This window comes from Sedimenticola selenatireducens, from assembly GCF_963675335.2.
In the GTDB taxonomy this organism is placed as follows: domain Bacteria; phylum Pseudomonadota; class Gammaproteobacteria; order Chromatiales; family Chromatiaceae; genus Sedimenticola; species Sedimenticola selenatireducens.
The window spans coordinates 829,068-846,060 of sequence record NZ_CAXXYC010000004.1 but is presented as its reverse complement, the minus strand read 5'-3'; the positions used below and the strand labels follow the sequence as shown (position 1 = coordinate 846,060).

General features: G+C 59.9%; 15 protein-coding genes. 7 read left to right on the top strand and 8 right to left on the bottom strand.

The window, feature by feature from the left end:
- The first annotated feature begins 73 nt into the window (after positions 1-73).
- From ACHZBF_RS15095 to nadC, 3 genes are all read left to right on the top strand, one after another.
- Positions 74-2,332 (top strand): DUF1631 domain-containing protein, encoded by a 2,259-nt coding sequence (locus ACHZBF_RS15095; RefSeq protein ID WP_321528913.1) that lies wholly within the window; start codon positions 74-76, stop codon positions 2,330-2,332.
- Between the two features lie 329 nt (positions 2,333-2,661).
- Positions 2,662-3,039, top strand: coding sequence for an FKBP-type peptidyl-prolyl cis-trans isomerase (locus ACHZBF_RS15090; RefSeq protein WP_394707583.1), 378 nt, complete (start codon positions 2,662-2,664; stop codon positions 3,037-3,039).
- Positions 2,996-3,880, top strand: coding sequence for a carboxylating nicotinate-nucleotide diphosphorylase (nadC, locus tag ACHZBF_RS15085; protein WP_273440753.1), 885 nt, complete (start codon positions 2,996-2,998; stop codon positions 3,878-3,880). The genes ACHZBF_RS15090 and nadC overlap by 44 nt, the downstream gene beginning before the upstream one ends.
- A 6-nt stretch (positions 3,881-3,886) precedes the next feature.
- Here nadC and ACHZBF_RS15080 read toward each other — a convergent pair whose 3' ends face one another.
- On the bottom strand, positions 3,887-4,126 hold the full coding sequence (locus ACHZBF_RS15080) for a hypothetical protein (RefSeq protein ID WP_029134245.1): 240 nt from the start codon (positions 4,124-4,126) through the stop codon (positions 3,887-3,889).
- Positions 4,127-4,313: 187 nt separating this feature from the next.
- On the opposite strand from ACHZBF_RS15080, the gene ACHZBF_RS15075 reads away from it, so the two are divergent.
- Positions 4,314-5,024, top strand: a complete 711-nt coding sequence (locus ACHZBF_RS15075) for an FKBP-type peptidyl-prolyl cis-trans isomerase (RefSeq protein ID WP_321528912.1) — start codon at positions 4,314-4,316, stop codon at positions 5,022-5,024.
- Between the two features lie 160 nt (positions 5,025-5,184).
- On the opposite strand, the gene ACHZBF_RS15070 is transcribed toward ACHZBF_RS15075, so the two are convergent.
- The 3 genes from ACHZBF_RS15070 to ACHZBF_RS15060 form a co-directional block, all read right to left on the bottom strand.
- Positions 5,185-6,063, bottom strand: coding sequence for a radical SAM protein (locus tag ACHZBF_RS15070; RefSeq protein ID WP_321528911.1), 879 nt, complete (start codon positions 6,061-6,063; stop codon positions 5,185-5,187).
- A 2-nt stretch (positions 6,064-6,065) separates the two neighbouring features.
- Positions 6,066-7,253 carry an SUMF1/EgtB/PvdO family nonheme iron enzyme gene (locus ACHZBF_RS15065; protein ID WP_321528910.1) on the bottom strand — a complete coding sequence of 396 codons (1,188 nt, stop codon included), beginning with the start codon at positions 7,251-7,253 and terminating at the stop codon, positions 6,066-6,068.
- Positions 7,254-7,316: 63 nt separating this feature from the next.
- Entirely contained in the window at positions 7,317-8,786 is a 1,470-nt protein-coding gene (locus ACHZBF_RS15060) for an AAA family ATPase (protein WP_029134242.1), read from the bottom strand.
- A gap of 246 nt (positions 8,787-9,032) precedes the next feature.
- On the opposite strand from ACHZBF_RS15060, the gene ACHZBF_RS15055 reads away from it, so the two are divergent.
- The gene (locus tag ACHZBF_RS15055) at positions 9,033-9,743 is read left to right on the top strand and encodes a sulfite exporter TauE/SafE family protein (RefSeq protein ID WP_029134241.1); all 711 of its coding nucleotides are present in this window, start codon (positions 9,033-9,035) and stop codon (positions 9,741-9,743) included.
- Between the two features lie 17 nt (positions 9,744-9,760).
- On the top strand, positions 9,761-10,651 hold the full coding sequence (locus ACHZBF_RS15050) for a sigma 54-interacting transcriptional regulator (RefSeq protein ID WP_029134240.1): 891 nt from the start codon (positions 9,761-9,763) through the stop codon (positions 10,649-10,651).
- Between the two features lie 266 nt (positions 10,652-10,917).
- Here the strand turns inward: ACHZBF_RS15050 and ACHZBF_RS15045 are convergent, their stop codons facing one another.
- Positions 10,918-13,599: a bifunctional acetate--CoA ligase family protein/GNAT family N-acetyltransferase gene (locus ACHZBF_RS15045; RefSeq protein WP_273440749.1), complete on the bottom strand. Its 2,682-nt coding sequence runs from the start codon at positions 13,597-13,599 to the stop codon at positions 10,918-10,920.
- A 279-nt stretch (positions 13,600-13,878) separates the two neighbouring features.
- Between ACHZBF_RS15045 and ACHZBF_RS15040 the strand changes: the two genes are divergently transcribed.
- Positions 13,879-14,769 carry a histone deacetylase family protein gene (locus tag ACHZBF_RS15040; RefSeq protein WP_321528909.1) on the top strand — a complete coding sequence of 297 codons (891 nt, stop codon included), beginning with the start codon at positions 13,879-13,881 and terminating at the stop codon, positions 14,767-14,769.
- A 126-nt stretch (positions 14,770-14,895) separates the two neighbouring features.
- Here the strand turns inward: ACHZBF_RS15040 and ACHZBF_RS15035 are convergent, their stop codons facing one another.
- From ACHZBF_RS15035 to ACHZBF_RS15025, 3 genes are read right to left on the bottom strand one after another with little or no spacing between them, the layout of a single operon-like run.
- Positions 14,896-16,164, bottom strand: coding sequence for a TRAP transporter large permease (locus ACHZBF_RS15035; protein WP_321528908.1), 1,269 nt, complete (start codon positions 16,162-16,164; stop codon positions 14,896-14,898).
- Positions 16,161-16,646: a TRAP transporter small permease gene (locus tag ACHZBF_RS15030; RefSeq protein ID WP_321529393.1), complete on the bottom strand. Its 486-nt coding sequence runs from the start codon at positions 16,644-16,646 to the stop codon at positions 16,161-16,163. Before ACHZBF_RS15030 ends, ACHZBF_RS15035 begins: the two co-directional genes overlap by 4 nt.
- Positions 16,647-16,648: 2 nt before the next feature.
- Positions 16,649-16,990: a cupin domain-containing protein gene (locus tag ACHZBF_RS15025; protein WP_321528907.1), complete on the bottom strand. Its 342-nt coding sequence runs from the start codon at positions 16,988-16,990 to the stop codon at positions 16,649-16,651.
- Positions 16,991-16,993: the final 3 nt, after the last annotated feature.

Sequence of the window (16,993 nt, the reverse complement as noted above, 5' to 3'; positions counted from 1 at the left end):
ATACTGTAGAGGGCTCTCTGGTTGGTTGCTCTCGGTTCTGTAATGAGAAACAAGTGACAATTGGAATCCAGTTATGAAGGCCGGAAATATCATTTCTTTTGGTGGTAAGCGTTCGGGTGATCAGGGGGTGACTCTCCGGGAGGGTTACCACGGCACCATCAACGCCTGTCGGCAGTTGCTGGTGAAGTTTTTGCCGCAGCGCATGGATGCGCTGTTCGAACGGCTGGATGATGTGCTGTATACCCATGCGGATAAGGCGGGGAACGACAAGAGCCAGGCGGCCTATTTCGAAGCAATGCGTATCCTGCGTCGCGAGCGTGAGCAGATACAGAGCGCTTTTAACAAGGGTGTGCTGGGACGCTTCGACCGTTTCTGGACCCATGGTCCCGGTTCGGTTCCGAACGATGCGCCGGATGCCTCCTTTACCAGTGATGAGTTGGGCCTGGTGGAGAGTGACGATCTGGAAGAGGGGTTGGCCATCACGGGCATGGTGTCCAAGGGCAACAACAGTTTTTATCGGGATCTGTACGCCCTGGATGAGCGGTTCAGTTACCTGCTGAACGGGGCGACTATTGGGGAGGCGGGCAATCCGCTTGCTCCGGCTTCTTTCGGTGCGGCCTTCAAGCAATCGATGGCCACGCTCGAAGTTACGCTTGCCGTCAAGCTGGTGATCTACAAGCAGTTTGAAAAAGAGGTCATTGGCCAGCTAGCTCCCCTTTATGATCAGATCAATGCCGTCCTGGCCAAGGCCGGAATCCAGCCGGAGATCAAGCCGACCGTGCGGCGCAATTCACCCTATCGCGCCTCCGGTTCGTCTGGATACGGCGCTACGGCTGAGGGTGCGGCCTATGCACCGGGAGAGGATCCCGGGTTGCAAGCCGAGGTGTTCGCCACACTCCAGCAGTTGCTGATGCAGCGGCGTCCGGCCACGCAGTCCGTGTCGACCTCGGTCCAGTATGTCGATTCGATGAACCTGCTTTCGGCGCTCTCCGTGCTGCAGCACCAGGGCGACCAGGTGGCGGCTGCCGGACAGGCGCTGGATGCCGGGGCCATGCGTAATGCGCTGCTGAGCATGCCCCAGATAGGTCGGGCGGCTTCCGGAAAGGTTGCGATTGGCCGTTCGGACGACGACACCATTGATGTCATCTCCATGCTGTTTGAATTCATCCTTGAGGATCCAGGTCTTTCCGACGCCATGCGCGCCCTGCTGGCGCGGCTGCAGATCCCGATGCTCAAGGTAGCGATTCTGGACAAGAGCTTTTTCAGCCGCAAGGATCACCCGGCGCGGCGGCTGCTCAATGCCATGGCGCAGGCGGCGATCGGCTGGACGGAAGAGTCGGGTCGCAGTGGTGATGGATTGTATGCCCATATCGAGTCAGCGGTCGGGCGGATACTGACCAAGTTTGATGATGACCTGACTCTGTTTGATGAGTTGTATGAGCAGTTTGCCGCCTTTCTTGAGCGTGAGCAGCGGGGGGCTCATGTCGCAGAGGAGCGGGCCGCCCAGGTGACCCAGGGCAAGGAGGCGCTGGTAGAGGCCAAGCGTCATGTGGCGGATGAGATAGGACACTGTCTGTCAAATTATGGCGCCGTTCCCGATGTAGTGCAGAACCTGGTGCGGGATGGCTGGAATGATGTCCTGCTGTTGATCTACCTGCGCAAGGGTCGGGAGAGCGAGGAGTGGACCGATGCGGTAAATCTTATGGATCGCCTGGTCTGGAGCGTGATGCCCAAGCCCAGCCACAGTGAGCGTCAGGAGTTGTTGCGTTCCATACCCGAATTGTTGAAGGCGTTGCGTGCGGGGCTTGCCGGGATCTCCTATAACCAGCACAAGATGACCCGCGCCTTCAAGGGACTGCAGGCACGTCATCTGGCCTGCCTGCGCGGAGGTCGCGCCCTGGAATCCGCAGATGCCGATCAGGCCGATGAGGATAATCAGGTTGATGGGGCGGGTGATGTCATGGAAGAGATCGTCCTTGAGTCGGTGGATGCGCGTAGTGCCCCGATTGAGAGCGAACCCGACCAGTTCGACGCGCAGGCCAGGGAGTTGGAAGTGGGTACCTGGCTGGAGCTGACCGAGGAGGATGGGACGGTGGTACGTGCCAAACTTTCCTGGCGCAGCAACATCAGTGGCAGTTGCCTGTTTGTTAACCGCAAGGGAATGAAGGTGGCGGAGGTGACCCAGCAGGGACTGGGGGTATGGCTGCGTAGCGGTAAGGCAGTGGTATTGCCGGCCGTCAGCGTGCCGCTAATGGATCGGGCGCTGAACTCGATGTTGGCGACCCTTAACCGGTCGGCGTCGACAACACCGGGTGGAAAGAAAGAAGAGTGAATTTGTGAGTTGAATTACTGTGCCGTTAACGCCCCCGCCCTGCGGGGGTATTTTTTGTCCAGGGATGGACTTATGCCGCAGACGACTCCATGGATGGAGGAGGTAGAGCGAAGCAGGAGGCCAGAGCCGAGCACAAGGATGTGCGGGAGCGGCGTTGCCAGGGATGGACTTATGTCGCGGAGCACGCTCCTGCTGTTCGCTGATAAATTCACCGGTATGAGTCGGAGTAGGGTTGTCTGGCTGGTGAATGAGATTGTCGGCAGTATACAATAAGAAAACTTGTCACTATCTATCCTGCATCTTGAGTTTATCGGGATAGCTGAATAGTTATGAAAATTCATTCAAATCCAGAGGGCATTAAAATGGCGGAAAAGATGACCGATTCCGGTCTGAAATACGATGACATGGTAGAGGGTGAGGGTGCGGTCGCCGCCGCGGGTCAGCGAGTAGTGGTGCACTATACCGGCTGGCTTACCGATGGCCGCAAGTTTGATTCCAGTCTTGATCGCAATGATCCTTTCACTTTTTCACTGGGCGCCGGGCAGGTGATTCGTGGTTGGGATGAAGGTGTGCAGGGGATGAAGATCGGCGGCAAGCGCAAGCTGACCATTCCGCCCCAGTTGGGTTATGGTGCACGCGGTGCCGGCGGTGTGATTCCGCCCAATGCGACCCTGGTGTTCGAGGTGGAACTGCTGGAGATCGGTTGAGTTGTCCTTGCCGAATCTGGAAGATATCCGGGCCCAGGTGAGACTGGCGCTGGCGGAGGATCTGGGCACGGGCGACCGGACGGCGGCGCTGATTCCGGCTGACGCCCAATCCCGGGTCAGGGTAATCTGCCGGGAGACCGCAGTGATCTGTGGAGTCGCCTGGTTTGACGAGGTGTTTCGGCAGCTTGATCCAACGATTTCTATCGACTGGCGTTGTCGCGATAGTGAAATGATCGCGCCTGACCAGCTGGTTTGTGAGTTGAGTGGCAATACCCGCGCCTTGCTGACGGGTGAGCGTACGGCGCTGAACTATCTGCAGACTCTCTCGGGTACCGCTACCCTGGCAAAGCAGTACGCCGATGCGGTGGCAGGTACCGGAGTGCGCATTCTGGATACACGCAAGACGCTGCCGGGTCTGCGGCTACAGCAGAAATACGCCGCCACCTGCGGGGGCTGCCACAATCACCGGATCGGTCTGTTTGATGCCGTGCTTATTAAAGAGAATCACATCAAGGCCGCCGGATCGGTGACAGCGGCAGTCAAGCTGGCTCAACAGCTGGCGTCAGATATTGAGATAGAAGTGGAAGTGGAGTCGCAAGACGAGCTGGAGGAGGCGCTGGCGGCCGGTGCCCGGCGGATTCTACTGGACAACTTCACCCTTGAGGCGTTGCGGCAGGCGGTCAGTCAAGTCCAGGGGCAGGCGCGTCTTGAGGCATCGGGTGGTGTCACGCTTGGGACCATTCGCGAAATTGCCGAGACCGGCGTGGATGATATCTCGGTCGGCGCCCTGACCAAGGATGTGAAGGCGATCGATCTGTCGATGCGCTTTTTTGATGCGTAGACTGGGTCACGCCTTCACGTCAAGCAGGGAACCTATCAGGGCGTCGGTTGTCTTGAAAGCCTTGACCGACGCGCTTGTCTGGAGACTGCTCTGGTGAAGTTCGACCAGGGCGCGAACGGCGTCCTTGGTTGGTGTTTTTGCGGTGAGCTGGTTTGCGCTGGCAATATCCGTCGCATTGCGGCGCATCTGGCGCATGCCGCGTTGAATGCCCTGAAGGGCGGTATCCGAAATGGAGTTGATTGCCATAATGGGTTCCGGATAGGGCGTACCGTTTCCAGTACTAAGGTCAAATGGGCGCTTGCCAAGGATAAGATAGTCAATATTGTGACTATTTGCAATTATTTGACGAATATTAAAGGATATTTTTTCTCAACGCGTTCGATTGTACCCACGGGCCCAAAGGGGCCAATTTTAATCACACAAAGGAAAATCAATGTCTGTGTCTATAAAACCAATCATCACCGCGGCGGTTTTAGCGACTGCTACCCTTTCGGTCCAGGCTGCCGATCTGACCAGTCTGGAGCAGCGGTTCAGCTATGCCCTGGGTTATCAATTCGCCCAGCAGCTGAAGCAGCAGGGCGTAACTGTCGAAGGGGCTGCCTTTGGTGCGGCGCTGGATGATGTGCGCAATGGCAATACCACACAGCTGACCACGGAGCAGATGTCCGAGGCGTTCCGTCAGACCAAGGAGGAGATGGCCAAGCTCAAGGCGCAGGAGTCGATCGCTGCCAAGCAGGCAGGAGAAAAGTTCCTGGCGGACAACAGTAAACAGGAAGGTGTGGTCGTTCTGCCCAGCGGATTGCAGTATCAGGTACTGCAGGCGGGTGACGGTGACAAGCCCATGGCGGGGGCAACCGTCACCGTGCACTATCGTGGTACGCTGATATCCGGCCAGGAGTTTGACAGCTCCTATGCCCGTGGTGAACCCACCAGTTTCTCGCTGGATGGTGTGATTCCCGGTTTCCGGGAGGGCATCAGCCAGATGAATCAGGGTGCCAAGTGGAAGTTGTTCATCCCCTCCAGCCTCGGGTATGGCGAGGTGGGTGCTCCTGGCGCCATCGGACCCAATGAAACCCTGATCTTTGAAGTGGAACTGCTCTCCTTCGAGGCACCCAAAGCCCTGGAAGAGAAGAAGGGCGAATAAGACTGCGGTGCATTTTTGACCCGCCCGAAATGGGGCGGGTCGATTTCAGCATAGGACGCCCCACGGGCGCCGTGCGCGGCCCTCCCTATGGGAAGCCGAGTCCGCTGGCTGAGTGCATCATACCTGCGGGTATTGGGCGGGCAACCTCAGTGGGTTGCCCCTACAAACCGCGCAGCTGCCGGGGGCGCAACTGTTCTCCATACGTCAACGCCTGGTCGATCCGGGCCAGCAGTCGTTCCCGGTCCCGTGGCAGGTTGCCAGCCAGCGCCAGGGCGTTGGAGGCGTGGTTGGAGCGGAAGATGATTGGGTTGGGGGGCTCGATACCGGCCACCAGCCGGCGCTGTTCCCGCAGAATGGCCTGGTCGTCCTGGGGGGAGAAGGGTTCGCCGAACTTGTCCAGGAAGTGCTGCCGCTCGCCGGTTTCCAGAAACAGCTGCAGGGTCGACAGGTAGGTAACCGGGGCGCGGCTCAACAGTTCGATAGTGCCTTGAATATGTTCCTCTGAACGGGACTTGCCGCCCAGGCCGAGAATGACCGTGGCCGAAACCTTTAGGCGGCAGTTATGCGCCTTCTCCAGGGCGGCCTGGATGCTTCGCGGGCTGGCGCCTTTGGTGATTTTTTTCAGGATGGTGCCCGAACCCGACTCGATGCCGACATAGAGCAGGTTGAGCTTATGTTCCCGCAGACGCGCCAGTTCGGTCTCCCGCTTGCGCAGGATATCGCTCGGGTTGGCGTAGCAGGAGACCCGGCTGAGCCGCGGAAACGCCTCGGCCAGTTTTTCCAGAATCGCCAGCAGATGATCGGTCGGCAGGGTCAGGGCGTCGCCGTCAGCCAGGAACACCCGCTGGGCGTCCGGCCAGGCCCGGGCGGCCTCGGTGATTTCCGCGAACACCGTCTCAAGCGGTCGGATGGTGAAACGCTTCTGCTTGTACATGGAGCAGAACGAGCACTGGTTGAAGTGACATCCCAGGGTGGCCTGGATAATCAGGTTGTTGCCTTCGCTGGGGGGGCGGTAGAGCGGCATGTCGTAGCTGATCATCGTTACTGTTCCTTGGGGGGAAAGACCAGCCGGGTACCGGCGAACAGGGTTCTGTCCCCGGCCGCGGCGTGATGTCTGAAACTGAGGCGCCGGATCGACGGCTGGCTGTGCAGGCAGCCGCCCCGCAGCACATAATGTCCCTGAGCGAACTGCTCGATGCCGCCCTCGGGATCGAGACCCGGCTGAAATTCACTGTAGGCCTCAAAGGGATTGGCGCACCACTCCCAAATCCGGCCGTATGTCTTTACTGCCCGAGTGCGCAGGGCGACTTCCCACTGGTATTCGTGCTGCAGAACGGCACCGCTCAGTTCGCCACCCAGCGAGGCGACCCAGCGGGCATAGGCCTGTGCCTCGTGCTGGGAAATGCCCATGACCGGATCTTCCGGCAGCAGATCGGCGGGGCCGTTCAGGCTCATCCCGTACCAGGCGCCATGGTTATCGCGGCGCCAGTGATGGGGGTGGCTATCGACGCCTTGGCGCCAGCCCCAGCCCTGCTCGCTCCAGTACTCCCGCATGGCATAGCCCCCAGCCTGCATGAAAGCGAGCCAGGCGGCGTTGCTGGCCGGTTGCCGGTCGATGCGGAAATTGCTCAGGTTGACCACCTGGGCCGGTTGCTCATTATCGCGGGCGGCGGGATCCCCCTTGGCGCCGATCCGATAATGTCCCTGGGAGACGCCGACCTGGTCTGCTGTCGGGGCTTCAGCGATGAGCGGGCGCACTACCCGGTAGGCTTCCGCCTGTTGCAGCCGCTGCTCCACCAGCGTCTGCAGCATCTGCTCGTACAGCAGGGCGCGGGACTGGTTGATCAGCAGTATCAGCCGGTTTTCCGCCAGCAGCGGATGATCTGGTAGTCTGTCCAGGTTGGCCAGTCGCATCAGGTTCTCGTCCTGCAGTTCCAGCGCCCAGTTCAGCAGATGATCCTTGGGGGGGAGTCGCTCCCATTGAGTTTCGGGCGGCAGCGCACCAGGGGTAAATATGTCCGCCACCCGGTCGGTGATATCCGTCTCTCCCTGAATCTGTTGTCGCAACAGCCAGGTCTCCAGATAGACCGCGCGGCCGTAATCCCAGAGCAGGGGGGCAAGTGAAGGGTGGTAGCTGTGGCGACACTCGCGGTCGCTGAGCGGCTCAAGCAGCTGAGTCATCATCTGTTGCAGCGCGCTGAGCTGGCCGAGGGGATGTGTGGTTTGCATGATTCCAGGATAACTTCTGTTGTTACTGCCATCGGGTGGGCTATGGTATCCGGTTTGCGCGTTTCAGTCTGCCGCTACGGTCCGGCCCGCTGCCCACTCCCGCTGTTGCGTGATCTTTTCCGCCATCACCACCGAGAGCGGGCGGGTCCGTTCTATCTCGGCCAGCAGGTGCCGGGTATCCAGCTTGCTCTCCTGCGCCTGGGCTGCGTAGAGGGCTGAGACGATAGCCTGTTCGATCTCCGCGCCGGTGAAACCCTCGCTGGCACTGGCCAACAGTTCCAGGTCAAAACCGCTCGGGGCTTGATTGCGCCGACGCAGGTGGATATCAAAAATCTCCCGGCGCACCTCTTCACCGGGCAGATCGATAAAGAAGATCTCATCCAGCCGGCCCTTGCGTATCAGTTCGGGCGGCAGGCGCTGAATATCGTTGGCGGTGGCGACGATAAATACCTGGCTGCGGTTTTCCGCCATCCAGGTGAGCAGGGTGCCCAGTATGCGCAGCGATACCCCGTCATCCGCCTGGCCGGGAGAGACGCCCTTTTCTATCTCGTCCATCCAGAGTACACAAGGTGCCATGCTTTCGGCGATCTCCAGGGCGTTGCGCAGGTTCTTCTCGGTTTCGCCAATGTATTTGTTATAAAGGATGCCGAAATCAATGCGCAGCAGTGGCACGCTGAAGGCGCCGGCGACCGCCTTGGCGGCCAGACTCTTGCCTGCCCCCTGGACCCCCAGCAGCATGATGCCCCGCGGCTGATCCAGGCTGCTGGTCTGCCCGGCGAAGGACTTGTGGCGATGGCTCAACCACTCCTTGAGGCGTGTCAGACCGGCCACCTCGGCAAAGCTGGCGGTGTCGTATTCGAAGGCGATAACGCCGTCCTGATTGATCAGTTCATACTTGGTCTTCATCAGTCCGGGCAGGTCGTCACGGCTGATGGCGCCGTCATTTTCGATCGCCGATCGAATCAGGCGACGGGCGTCAGTGGCGGTGACGCCGGTGAGGTTGGAGGCCAGCCGGTCCACGGCCATGGGATCAGCCTGCACCTTGCGGCGGTTCTGTGACTGCCAGCGTCGCGCCTCCTCCTTGATCAGCATCTTGATGCCGGCGCGATCCGGCAGACGCAGATTGAAGCGTGCCGTAAGGTGTCTGATTTCCGCCGGTATGGGGATATCGTGGCTGAGGAAAATCAGGGTCTTGGCAATCTGTTCGTGTTCCTGGGCAATCTCCTTGATCAGCCGCACATGGATCGGGTCGTCCAGGAAAGGGTGGAAGTCCAGTAGCAAAAAATAGCCGGGCCGTGACAGGGCCTTGATATGTTTCAGGACTTCCCGTGGTTCCGAGGTGAACTTCTGCACGCCGAGATCTGCCTCCAGTCGCTTGAGTCCTTCGGTAACCGTCCACTGGTACATCGGGCGGTCCAGGCGCAGGCCGAGTTGGGTGAGCATCTGCGTGACCCGTATCTCTTCCAGTGATTCGATCACGATGACCGGTGTATGGGATGTCAGGATCAGTTCAAGATCGTGCAACTCTTTCATTATTATTCCTGTGACTTGCGCGGCCCGCTCACTTTATCAGTCTTTCCCGGCAACCGCAGTAGCAGGGAATTGTGCCGTATGATGGGAGCAATTGTTATTGATCAATCCATATTGGTGGAGAATGGCATATCATAGCGATGCGAGAAGATGTTGTGCAGGTGATGGCACTGACGGGTCATCACATCGGCGGGTGACACGGGCCACTCCGTGCTACCCGTGGGCCGGATAAGAGATGGTGGAACACAATTGGACCTGTCATTGCCACTGGCGTTTACTGTCGGGCTGTTCAGTGCCGTGCACTGTATCGGCATGTGTGGGGGCATTATGGGGGCGCTAAGCTACGGTTTGCCGCCCACCCTGCGACAGAATAATGTTAAATTTTTGATTTTTCTGCTGGCCTATAACAGTGGGCGGGTGCTCAGTTATGCGGCCGCCGGGGCCTTGATCGGTCTGCTGGGCAGTGCACTGCTGGAGGCGCTTGGTCCCGGAGAGGGACATCGCTGGTTGCAGTGGTTCGCCGCGCTGATCATGGTGCTGATTGGTCTGCATGTGGCGGGTTGGCTGCCGCGTCTGGCGCAGGTGGAGCGGCTCGGCGCCCCTTTGTGGCGTTGGCTCGAACCGCTGGGCCGCCGACTGATGCCGGTTGAATCGATTCCACAGGCGGTGGCCTATGGGGCGGTCTGGGGATGGTTGCCCTGCGGACTGGTGTATACCATGCTGATCTCCACTGCTACCAAGGTGGGGCCGGTGGATGGCGCACTCTATATGGCGGCCTTCGGTCTGGGCACGCTGCCTTCGGTGGTGGCAACCGGCATGCTGGCCGGACGGCTCTACCGCTATGCGCAAAATCCCTATTTGAAGGTGGCGGTCGGGTTGATTATTATATTGCTAGGTCTGTTGACCCTATGGTTTCCGGGGTTGCTTGATGTGACTGCATATCAACAGACACCCAACTAACAGCGAGTGATACGGATATGAACAGTGTTGCAGAAAAGATGTATGGCAGCTCACCCGTATTCAATCGGGCGGTAAATGCCGCCCGTATGGTGGCGGGGACGGATGTTACCGTGCTGATTACCGGGGAGCCGGGGTCGGGAAAGGCGTCAATGGCCCGGGAGATCCATAGTGCGAGCCGGCGCTCGAACGGTCGCTTTCGGATGATCGGTTGTGCCGGTATCGACGAGCGGCAGTTCGAGGCGGATTTGAAGGCTACGGCCAGTGGTTCCACCCTTTATCTTGATGAGGTGGCGGATCTGTCACTGGAAGCGCAGGCCAAGCTGCTGCATTTCATCGAGTCGGTGGAGGCGCGCCATGCCGGTTACCCCGATGTGCGGGTGCTGGCCTCTACCTGCACCGACCTGTTGTCACTGCAGAAGTCCGGCGAGTTCCGCGAAGACCTCTATTATCGGCTGCATGTGGTGCCGCTGGCGTTGCCGCCGCTGCGTGAGCGTACCGATGATATTGTGCTGTTGCTCAAACAGTTTACCGCCGATCTGGCAAGGCATCATGGCCGAAAGGCCCCGCGCTACTCGGTTACTGCACGCAATCTGGTGAAACAGTATCGTTGGCCCGGCAATGTGCGGGAGCTGCGCAATTTCTGTCAGCGCATGGTGATCCTGATGCCTGGGGCCATTGTCCAGCCTGCCGATATGCCACTGGAGATGCGACGGGATAACGCCACCGCGGCCAAGGCGGGATTGTTCTCCCTGCCGGAAGAGGGGGTCGATCTGTTTGCGCTGGAGGGCGATATCATCCGCCAGGCGATCTGCATGAGCGGTGGTAATCGCAGCAAGGCGGCGCGTCTGCTGGGGCTGACCCGCGATACCCTGCTCTATCGCGTCCAGAAGCACGCCATAGAGATCTGATTCAATTCATCGCTGGTAGGGGCAGGCCTCCGTGCCTGCCCCTATTTTTATGGGCGGCTATTCTCAGTGGTAGGGTGGGTTAGCGGCGCGCGCATGGTGCAGAGTAAACGGCCACCTCCCGCGCAAGGCGCACCTAACCCACCTTGCGGCCTACCTGCCTGTAGGAGCGGCGCCCTCGCCGCGATGATCGATCCACGACAGTGCCGCGACCAATCGGCCCGAGGGCTGGCCTCCTGCAGGCCAGGGGGGCACCCCGGCAGCTCGTCTCACAGCCAGCGCTCAACAATCCTTATGCCGGTGTCTTCCGGGGAATTGCGGATGGCAAAACCCAGTCTACGCATCAATGACAGCATGCGGTTGTTATCCGACAGCACCTCACCCTCGATCAGGCGGATGCCCCGGGTTCTGGCTGCTTCCATCAGTGCTTCCATCAGTTTTGAGCCGATGCCCATGCGGCGTTTGGTATCCAGTACCGCCAGGGCAAATTCGCAGGATTGGCTGTCGGGGTTGACGGTGTAGCGGGCCACGCCCAGCTGGGTCCGTTTGCCATTTTCGTTAATAACCGCGATCAGTGCCATCTCCCGGTCGTAGTCGGGCTGGGTAAAGCGCGCCAGCATCTCGGGTGTCAGCTCATCGATGGTCTGCATAAAACGGAAATATTTTGCTTCCGGTGACATGTTACGCACGAACTCCTGCTCCGTGTCGGCATCTTCCGGGCGGATCGGGCGTATGGTCAGGGCAGTGCCGTCTGGCAGGTGGAAGCGGTTGACCAGTTGGGAGGGGTAGGGGTGGATGGCCATGTGGGCGTAGGGAATGGGTGCCGTAGAGGGCCGCGCCACTCGAATACGCACATCTGCCGCCACAACGCCATGCTCATCCGCCAGCAATGGATTGATATCCATCTCCTTGATATGGGGTAGTTCACAGACCATGTCGGATACCCGCAACAGCACATGCTCCACATCCTCCGGGTTGACTGCAGACATCTGCCGAAACGGTTCCAGCAGTTTGGCCGCGCGGGTACGGGCGATCAGGCGCTGTGCCAGCAGGCTGTTGAGTGGTGGCAGGGCCACGGCACTGTCACGCAGTATTTCCACGGCAGTGCCTCCGGAGCCGAAGGCAATGACCGGGCCGAAGACCGGGTCACGCTTCACCCCGACCATCAGCTCCCGGGTATTGGGGTTGGAGGACATGGGTTCCACCGTAACACCCAGAATCTTCATCTCCGGGTGCCGCTTCTGCACCGACTCTACCAGCGACTTGAAGGCGCTATGGACCTCCGGGGCGTTGGTGATATTCAGCCGCACCCCTCCCACATCTGATTTGTGGCTGATGTCTGGGGAGTTGATCTTCAGCGCCACCGGAAAGCCGACCGTCTCCGCCGCCACCAGGGCCTGAGTGGGCGTGCCGGCCTCAATGGTCTGGGTGCAGGGGATGTGAAAGGCGCGCAATACCGCCTTTGATTCCAGATCGGAGAGCATTTCCCGACCCTCAGCCAGTGCGGCCTCCATGATCAGCCGGACTCCCTCCACATCGGGTTCGCGCTGATCCGAGAGCGGTCCCGGAGTCTGCAGCAGCAGCTTCTGGTTCTGGCAGTGTCGGGAGAGGTAGGCAAATGCCTCGACCGCCCGCTCCGGTGTGATAAAGCTGGGCAGGTGGTTGGACGACAGTCGTTCCCGCGCCTCGCGAATGCGCGTCTCCCCCATCCAGCACGCCAGTACCGGCTTGCCCTTTCTCTCCTTGGCCGCCTCGATCACAGCCTGGGCCGAATCCAGCGGATTGCTCATGGGCAGGGGGGTGAACAGGGTGAGGATGCCATCCACCCCGGGGTCCTTCAGGCACGCCTTGACCGCCTCGCCATAGGCCTCCGCACCGGCATCGCCGGTGATGTCGATGGGGTTGCTGTGGGACCAGTTGCCCGGCAGGTGCTTGTCCAGGGCGGCAACTGTCTCATCACTCAGATGGGCTATTTCGACCCGCAGGTCCTCTGCCCGGTCAGTGGCCAGGACGCCGGGGCCTCCCCCGTTGGTGATAATGGCCAACCGGTTGCCATTGACCTTTTTCCCGGCCGAGAGTATTTCCGCGGCGGCGAACAGTTGTCCGAAGGTCATGGCTCTGACCACGCCGGCCCGTTCCAGTGCGGCATCAAACACATCATCTGAGCCGATCATGGCCCCGGTATGGGTACTGGCCGCCTGTGATCCCCTGGCATGCCGGCCGACCTTCAGCACAATGACCGGCTTGGCGCGGGCGGCTGTACGCAGGCCGCTCATGAACGCCCGGGCATCGTGAATCCCCTCGATATAGAGCAGGATGGCCGATGTCTTGTAGTCTGAAGCCAGGTAATCCAGGACGTCACCAAAATCGATATCGATGGCATTGCCCAGCGAGACCACGGTAGAGAAACCGAGCTGATGGGGTTTTGCCCAGTCCAGAATAGCGGTGCAGAGGGCACCGGACTGGGAGACCAGTGCCAGACCACCGGCCGGTGCGGGCGTCTCCAGGAAGGTGGCGTCCAGCCCGACGCTGGGGCGCATCAGGCCCAGGCAGTTGGGTCCGACCAGACGCAGATTGTAGTGCCTGGCGGTCTCCAGAATCGACCGCTCGATACGTGCACCCGCCGGACCGGTTTCACGAAACCCCGGAGTCAGGATCACTGCGGCCCGAACACCCTGTTCACCACATTCACGGATAATTGCCGGCACGGTCTTTGCCGGTGCAGTGATCACCGCCAGATCGACCGGGTGTTCGATATCACCGATCTGTTTGAAACAGGCATGACCCTGAACCGATTTATGGCTGGGGTTGACCGGGTAAAGCTCGCCCTTGAAACCGGCCTGAAGCAGATTTTTAAAGACCCGGGTGCCGATACTTTCCGGCTTTTCGCTGGCGCCGAATACGGCGATGCTCTTGGGCGAGAAAAGAGTGTCGAGATGGTGTGGGCCCATTGTCTTTTTGCCTGTTGCGTAGGAAAAGAATAGAGTAGTTTAGGAGTCTGTCGGACTTAACACTGATCTACTGCGGAAAAGCCGGATTTGGCCATATTCTCCGATCTTTCTCGTTGAATAGCTCCACTATTCGTCTCGAAAGATCAGAAAATCTGTCTCAAACCGGCCTTCCCTTGCTACGATCGGTCAAGCCCGACAGACTCCAGCGTGAGGGTGATTTTACATTTTTTTGAGGGTTGAGTTTTGCCTATAGCCTATATTTCACATCCCGATTGCCTGTTGCATGATGTTGGTCAAGATCATCCGGAACAGCCGGGGCGCCTGCGTGCCATTCAGGACCTGTTGATCAGTACCGGAATGGAGCTCGCCTTGAACCAGTACGAGGCCCCACTGGCGAAGCGCGAGCAGCTGGAGCTGGCGCACGATCCGGATTACATCAGCATGCTGTTTACCGATGCGCCTCATGAAGGGATTCTGGAGCTGGATGGCGATACCTTTATGATGCCGAATACCCTGAACGCGGCGCTGCGCGCAGTCGGCGGGGTAGTGATGGGTGTTGATCTGGTGATGAGCAAAGAGGTGACCTCGGCGTTTTGCGCCATACGCCCGCCCGGCCATCATGCCGAGCGTGATCGCGCCATGGGCTTCTGTTATTTCAATAACGTGGCGGTGGGTGCGGCCCATGCAATTGCGCAGTATGGACTGGAGCGGGTCGCGATCATCGATTTTGATGTGCACCACGGCAACGGTACCGAACATATTTTCGCCACCGATCCCAGGGTGCTGTTCTGCTCCAGCTTTCAGCACCCTTTTTATCCCTTTACCGGGCATGAGACGGACACGGACCACATCGTCAATATCACCCTCCCGGCGGGGGCGAATGGCGCCGAGTTCCGTAAACAGGTGGAGGCGCACTGGGTGCCCGCCCTGCACCACTTCAAGCCGCAACTGGTAATGATCTCCGCCGGTTTCGATGCCCACATCTCGGATGATATGAGTCACCTTCGTTTGCGCGAGGCGGACTATGACTGGGTAACCTCCCTGCTTAAGGACATTGCCGACCAGTATGCCGAGGGGCGTATTGTCTCGACCCTGGAAGGGGGTTATGAACATGGCTCCCTGGCCCGCAGCGTGCTGGCCCATCTGGACGCCCTGCTGGGGCATCGCTAGGTGCTGCCGATTTCCGTGACATGGTCTGTTGGATGTTGTATTACGCCCCGCCGGTTGATTCAACCTACGGTATTGTTCCTTTCCCGTTGGTAGGTCGTCTTGGCGCAGCGTAAGCCGACAACGGCTCTATAACAAGGCGAGTGACAGCCAGGGCCAGTAGGTGATTACCAGCAGAGCCGCCAGCAGAATCAGGAACCAGGGCAGGGTGGCCAGATAGAGCTGCAGTACCGGTTTGTTGAAGCGGTAGCTGGCGATGAACAGGTTCATCCCCACCGGCGGGGTGAAATAGCCGATCTGCATGTTGGCCAGGAAAATGATCCCGAGATGGACCGGGTCGATACCGTAGCCGATGGCGATCGGCAACAGCAGCGGCACCATCAGCACCAGGGCGGAAAAAATGTCCAGCATGGTGCCGAGGATCAGCAGAAAGATATTGAGCAGGATCAGGAAGGTCAGCTTGTCGCTGACCAGCTCCCGAATGGTCTCGAACAGCAAGCTCGGTACCCCGGCGTCGATCAGGTAGTTGGTGGAGGCGAGGGAGAGCCCGAGGATCAACAGGATACCTCCTACCAGCACCATGGATTCACGCATAACCACCGGAAGTTTGCCGAGCGGGATCTCGCGCAGGATCAGTACCTCCACCAGCAGCACATAACAGGCAGTCACCGCGGCGGCCTCGGAGATGGCGAAGAAGCCGCTGTAGATGCCCCCCAGTACAACGATGGGCAGCGGCAGCTCCCAGATGGCATCCTTCACGGCCGCCAGCGCCTCGCTCGCGGAGAAGGGGGTCAGGGGCAGGGAGCGGTTGGAAAAGATGGACCAGGCGGCCAGCAGGCTCAGCATCAGCAGGCCGGGCAGAATCCCCGCCAGAAACATCGCGTCCACGGTGATGTTATGGGCAATGCCCAGCTGTTGGGCGATCACCGCGTAGAGAATCAGCGGCAGCGCCGGGGCGAACAGCAGTCCTAGACTGCCGGAGGTAGTGACCAGACCAAGACTGAAGTTGTCCCGGTAACCGGACTGGGTCAGGGCCGGGTAGAGCAGGGCCCCGAGGGCCACGATGGTGACACCGGATGCCCCGGTAAAGGCGGTGAACAGGGCGCAGGCTACCAGGGAGACCAGCGCCAGGCCGCCCGGCATCCACCCCAGCAGTGCCTGGGTGAGGCGTACCAGACGGCGCGGGGCGCCGCTCTCACTCAGCAGATAGCCGGCGAAGGTGAACAGCGGGATCGCCAGTAGTACCGGCATCTCGGCGATCCGGTAGAACTCGATGGCCACGACCGACAGGTCGATATCGGAGCGGTAGAAGCCGAGCAAGGCACTGGCGGCGATAATGCCGAACAGCGGCGCACCCAGCAGCGCCAGCAGCAACAGCAGCAGACCGGTCAGGATCATCCGGCCTCCCTTTGCCGCGGATGCCCTGTGAAGCTGCTGAGCAGCAGTCGCAGGGCGATGATGGAAAAACCGACCGGCATGACGAGCTGAAACGGCCAGATCGGCAGGAGGTCGAGAAAACGGCTGCCATCCTCGTATTCAAACAGCACGAACCTCGCTGAATGCCATGCCAGCAGGAGGCATACCAGCGCGGTGAAGCCATCGGTCAGTCGGCGGGCGATACGGCCGGCCGATTCCGGGAGGTAGCGGGTGAGCAGGTCAATGCGGATGTGGTTATTGTCCCGGGTCGCCGCCACGGCGCCCAGCAGGGTAATCCACAGCACCATCAGCCGCAGGGTCGGGTCTCCCCAGGCGAGGCTGTAGTCCCAGAGGTTGCGCATCAGGATCTGGCTGGTGGCAAGCAGGATCATGGCCGTGAGCAGCAGAGCAAGCAGCAGGTCCTCCAGCCGCTGGAGCTGTGCTCTTGCCCGATCCAGTCTCACTCTCAAGTTGTCTCTCCGGGAGGCGGGATAAAACAGTCCAAGTGCAGTGCCAGCCAGATGCAGAGTGGGTCGGTGGACGTGTCTACCACCCGATGGGGTGTTCCGGCGGGTATCTGCAGGCTGTCGCCCGCAGCGAGTTGGAGGCGCTTTCCCTCCACTTCCAGGGTTCCCTTACCTTGCAGCACCATCACCCACTCGTCCTCCTGCTGCAGAAACGGCCTTGAGTTGAAGCGGGGTGGACTGATAATGCGCAGTAGTCTGGCGTGGCGGTTCCCGGCGAGCATTTCCATCTGTTCTTCCCGGCCGGTGTCCGGCAGGTCGGCCAGCAGGTTGCGGGTCTTCATGCC